6 protein-coding genes are annotated in these 4,816 nt (G+C 48.4%); 1 reads left to right on the top strand and 5 read right to left on the bottom strand.

Going from position 1 to position 4,816, the window contains the following annotated elements:
• Positions 1-401: 401 nt before the first annotated feature.
• The 4 genes from POG22_RS24320 to POG22_RS24305 all read right to left on the bottom strand — a co-directional run bounded on the left by POG22_RS24320 (position 402) and on the right by POG22_RS24305 (position 2,926).
• On the bottom strand, positions 402-677 hold the full coding sequence (locus POG22_RS24320; RefSeq protein WP_498907444.1) for a MoaD/ThiS family protein: 276 nt from the start codon (positions 675-677) through the stop codon (positions 402-404).
• 46 nt (positions 678-723) lie between these two features.
• Positions 724-2,028: a threonine synthase gene (gene thrC, locus POG22_RS24315; protein ID WP_498907443.1), complete on the bottom strand. Its 1,305-nt coding sequence runs from the start codon at positions 2,026-2,028 to the stop codon at positions 724-726.
• 280 nt (positions 2,029-2,308) lie between these two features.
• Complete coding sequence (locus POG22_RS24310; protein WP_498907442.1) at positions 2,309-2,524, bottom strand: hypothetical protein; 216 nt, start codon at positions 2,522-2,524, stop codon at positions 2,309-2,311.
• Between the two features lie 111 nt (positions 2,525-2,635).
• Entirely contained in the window at positions 2,636-2,926 is a 291-nt protein-coding gene (locus tag POG22_RS24305) for a MoaD/ThiS family protein (RefSeq protein ID WP_498907441.1), read from the bottom strand.
• 182 nt (positions 2,927-3,108) lie between these two features.
• Here POG22_RS24305 and POG22_RS24300 point away from each other — a divergent pair, with 182 nt between their 5' ends.
• Entirely contained in the window at positions 3,109-3,387 is a 279-nt protein-coding gene (locus POG22_RS24300; protein WP_498907440.1) for a hypothetical protein, read from the top strand.
• A gap of 329 nt (positions 3,388-3,716) precedes the next feature.
• Here the strand turns inward: POG22_RS24300 and POG22_RS24295 are convergent, their stop codons facing one another.
• Positions 3,717-4,325: a Uma2 family endonuclease gene (locus tag POG22_RS24295; protein ID WP_498907439.1), complete on the bottom strand. Its 609-nt coding sequence runs from the start codon at positions 4,323-4,325 to the stop codon at positions 3,717-3,719.
• Positions 4,326-4,816 lie beyond the last annotated feature (491 nt).

Genomic DNA, 4,816 nt, shown 5'->3' with positions numbered 1-4,816 from the left:
CTACTATTTTTGTCAAGTCAGTTGGCTCTTGAATGTTATTTTCAAGTCAAGGGGTCAGTTGGCTGAGTCGAAATACCTAATTCCTTTCCGATTCACTTTATACTACTTATACACTACATTTGAAGTGCGGAATGTGGGATTAATCAGAGAAAGCAAATTTTTACCTTGTCTGGACATTCTGAATCGTTCACCTCTGTGTTATTCACCCGCCAAAATTTGATTAGTAGTGGACACGATCGCCAAATTAAGCTTTGGACTCAATACAATAAATTTTGATTGTCAATTGAAACTTACGATCGCCGCCTAGAAACCGAAAAAAGAGGCACGCAAAACGTACCTCTTCAAACATGACGCATTAAGTTGAGTTGTAGGAGATTTCGAGCGACTTGGCTCGATCGCTTTTACCCCCCAGCGACAGCCGGGACGATACTCACCTCGTCACCGTCGTTGAGAGAGGTTTCTGTATTGTCGAGAAAGCGAATATCTTCGCTATTGACATAAAAATTGAGGAAGCGGCGCGGTTTTCCCGCATCGTCACACAAACGCGCTTTAATCCCAGGATAAGACTCTTCTAAAGCGTCGATGAGTTCCGCCACTGTCTTCGCCTCGCATTCAAGGGTGGCGCGATCGCTGGTGAACTTTTGCAGGGGCGTGGGAATGAGAACTTTAACGGACATAAGTGTTTGGCTTTCTGGAAATCGGGACTCGGTCAACGGGAACAAATTAAACGAGAACTTGTTGCCATTCGAGGCGGTTGAGGGTGTGAGAGCGCTCTAACGCCCGCTCGAAAGAGTCGAGTTTCGGTTCGATCGTCAGCGGTTCGCCGATGTAACCCTGTACGGCTTCTTGGGTTTTGAGACCGTTTCCAGTGATGTACGCCACGGTCACTTCGTCGGGGTCGATTTGTCCGGCTTCGACGAGTTTCTTCAGGGTGGCGATGGTGGTTCCCCCAGCGGTTTCGGTGAAGATGCCTTCGGTTTCCGCCAGCAGTTTCATGCCTTCGACGATTTCCGCGTCGTTGACCGATTCGATGGAACCGTTGGTGTTGCGGGCGATGTCGAGAGCGTAGACGCCATCTGCGGGGTTACCGATCGCGATCGATTTGGCGATGGTGTTGGGTTTGACGGGGGAAATGAAATCCCGACCCTCTTTATAGGCTTGGGCGATGGGAGAACAGCCTTCGGCTTGGGCGCCGCTGAAGGAAACGTGCTTGTCTTCGACTAAGCCCACTTCGACGAATTCGCGGAAGCCTTTGTAAATTTTGCCGAACAGGGAACCGGACGCCAAGGGTGCCACGATGCGATCGGGCAGTTTCCACCCCAGTTGTTCGACGACTTCAAACCCTAGGGTTTTAGATCCTTCAGAGTAATACGGACGCAGGTTGATGTTGACGAAGCCCCATCCGTGGGTGTTCGCCACTTCCGAACACAGACGGTTGACTTGGTCGTAATTCCCTTTCACCGCCATCAGCGTCGGGTTGTAAATCAGGGTTCCCAAAACTTTACCGGCTTCTAAGTCGGCGGGGATGAACACGCAGCAGTCGAGGCCGGCATGGGCGGCGATCGCAGCGGTGGAATTGGCGAGGTTTCCGGTACTGGCGCAGGACACCGTGGAGAATCCCAACTCGCGGGCGCGGGTTAGGGCAACAGACACCACCCGGTCTTTGAAGCTGAGGGTGGGCATATTGACGGCATCGTTTTTGATGTAAAGCTTCTTCAGTCCCAGGTGACGCGCCAAACGACGGGCTTCGACAAGCGGCGTCATGCCAGTTCCTACGTCGATGGGCGTGTCGGTGGTGACGGGGAGGAAGGGACGATAGCGCCAGATGGAATGGGGACCGGCTTCGATGGTTTCGCGGGTGACGGTACGGCGCAGTACGTCGTAGTCGTATTTGACCTCTAACGGACCGAAACACAATTCACAGACGTGTTGGGCGGTGGCTTCGTATTCAGCGCCGCATTCTTTACATTGCAGGTGAGTAAAGGTGGCTGTGCCAGTTTTTTTGAGGCGCTCGATCGCTTGCGTCATGGTATTTGTATCCTTTTTTAACTCAACTTGGTGAGCAATCGTAACATGGGGGTCAAGAGGCGTCAACAAATCCCGACTTTTTTTGTCGGGATTAAAATTTTTCCAAAAAAGCGCCCTCATGGGAGAGGGCGATCGCGGGCTATAGTCTAGAGTTTGTGAGGATTTAGAGAGTCTGGGGTCAGGGGCGATCGCGCGTTGGATCTGACAAAGGCGTCCGCGATCGTCGATGTCTAGCGAACGTAAAGTTTTATATATCGATCGCCCGAGACTTCTTTCTTAACTATCCTTGCATTTCCTCTTCTGCCCGTTCGCGCATCGAGTCGTGCAGGTGTTGGTCGTGGTGTCGTTCCTCTGTCAGTTGCTTGCGAGCGTCCGGGTCAGTTTTGTTCGGGTTATCGAATTCTTCTTCTGCCCGTTCTAACATCGCATCGTGACGGTTTTCCTCCTGGTGGCGATCGCGGGTCATTCGTTCGCGGGCGAGTTCTCGAGCGTTCATAATTATTGACTTTTTCTATAATCTTTCTGCTCGATCGTACCGCGATCGTCTAAGAAATTTCAAACTATCGTCACAAAAATTGTTGCAAGTGTTACAGATTTTTTACCGATGTTAACCTCCGCTCACGGGAGGAATCAGCACCACTTCGTCACCGTCTCGCAGCGGCGTCTCTGGAGTAACGAACTGAAGGTTGACTCCAAACCGCGTAAGTTCGCGCCATTTCTGGAGTTCGGGATAGTCGGTCGCGCAGCGATCGAGAACCGCAGATACGGGGGTTCCCACGGGGAAGTTCCACGTCACTTCAGGAACGCCGTAAGCTTCCTGGTACGCTGCAAATAACTTAACGGTAATTGTGAGGGAACGAGATGTCATCGTGGTAAGGGTATCTAGAACGCCAGTCATCGCAGTTTATTGTAAAGTGAATGTCGCCCGATCGCCCTCTACCGTTGGCTTCGCTTGCATTCAACTGCATCAGTTTGATGTTGAAAAATTTCTTCTTATTCGTCCCAATCTACCGCACAGTCTGTTGCCACTTTAAAGATTGGCGTAAGATCGGAGCGATCGCACAATTTTACGCCGATCTTATGAAGAAAAATTTACTCGATCTCGACATCAAGAAACCTTTTGAATGGATTATTTCCAAAATACAGCGATTTGTTTTGATTCCCTTTTTGGGATTCGATCGTAAAACACTCGAGTCGTTTTCCGAGTGGTGTCGAAATCGAGATCGATTGACGCCAGATGCAAAACATACAGTTGAGGTGCTGTTACAACAAGCGAGAACCTCAGAGTGCGATCGCGCCGAAGAAAAACTAACGACTACGATCGATCTCGATCTGAGCGATCGCCACATTCAAACTTGAATCGGCGAGTTATATTCAGAGCCAACAGGCTGAATGCGATGAATTAGAACGCGACATGACTGGGGTAACTTGGCTTTTGCAGGCGATTTGATGTTCGTCTAAAAATAGTAGTTTCTCCTGTATCTTACTCTTAAGGGGGCGGAAACCCGAAGCCAACAGAAAAATCGAGCGAACCGCCTCCAAATGATGCCGATTGGTCATAATCCTTTCGTGGCAAGGATTCAAAAACCAAAGTAGCATTACTCCTTATTAGCTCAACAAAAGCCACACAAAAAGGGTGCATCTCAAACAGAAAAATCGTCAAAAATTCGGTATCTATAACTCCTATATTAAAGTTGTCCAGCAGTAAAGATAGCATCGGCTGGAATTTGTAAATCTGGAAAGATTAAAGCGGCGAACGTTTCGTTTTGTCGGAACCTGCGTTTTTCATATACGTCACTCTTCAATTGACAGCAGGTAATTGTGGGTTGTTTGGGGTCTCCGATATATTCACGACCGCCCAATCCTAAATAATCCACAATCCAATATTCAGGAATGCCAAATAGCGCGTAATCTTCGACTTTACGGGCGTAGTCGTTTTGCCAGTTGGTGCTAACCACTTCTACAATGAGTTTAATCGCAATATTTGAAGTGATTATCGGTTGGTGTTTCCAGAGTGATTCGCGGACGAGTTGAGTCTTATCGAGTACGATGAGATCGGGGCGAAAAGCGGTGTTGTCTGAGATGCGAACGAGGCAGCGGTGAGGAATAAAGTAAGGTAAATCGAAGCGATCGATCTCGACATTCAGTTTTCGACTGATAAAACTAATAACTTGTTCGTGTAATCCGGTCGGTTCCAAGTCGATTAATTCTCCATCGATAAGTTCGTAGCGATCGCGATCGCCATATCGATCGATAAATTCTTCGAGGTTTAGAAATTTAGGATGAGTTTGAATCATGGCTGTGACGATGTGAATTTTTCACATCGATCGCATTATCTGATGTTGAATTGAGTTGACTGAAGCGAACTGACACGGCGATCGCTCGATCGCCAATCTTGTTTACAGTGTAGCCGAACGTCCGAGCCAGTCGAGAAACTGAAAGCACAGGCGTAAAGCAGCGATCGCGATTGTGACAGGGGCAAAGTTGGCTGCGTCCTTTGCCAGCTCTGCATTTTCTGATTTTGTTATGCTAGACCAAGCTGTTGTAGAAATAGACTCGGAAAGCAATGGAACCGATTGAATGGGGTATTGTGGGCTTGTGGCTATGGAAAAATGGCGGCGAGAAGCTCACGAAGGAAACAATTGACGGCTCTTCCGAACTTACTATGCAAGAAATCGCTTAAACCCTTACAGGGCAAGAGTTTTTGCTAAACTGTATAAAAAGTCTGCTCAAATCGCGAAATTCCTTTCCAGATATAGGCTACAAGCATTTACCCTACACACCAAGG

The sequence above is a fragment of the Geitlerinema sp. CS-897 genome (genome assembly GCF_028368005.1).
Classification (GTDB): Bacteria; Cyanobacteriota; Cyanobacteriia; order Cyanobacteriales; family Geitlerinemataceae; genus Baaleninema; species Baaleninema simplex.
Note: the sequence above shows the minus strand (reverse complement) of the source record. Positions and strands in the feature narration are given on the sequence as shown.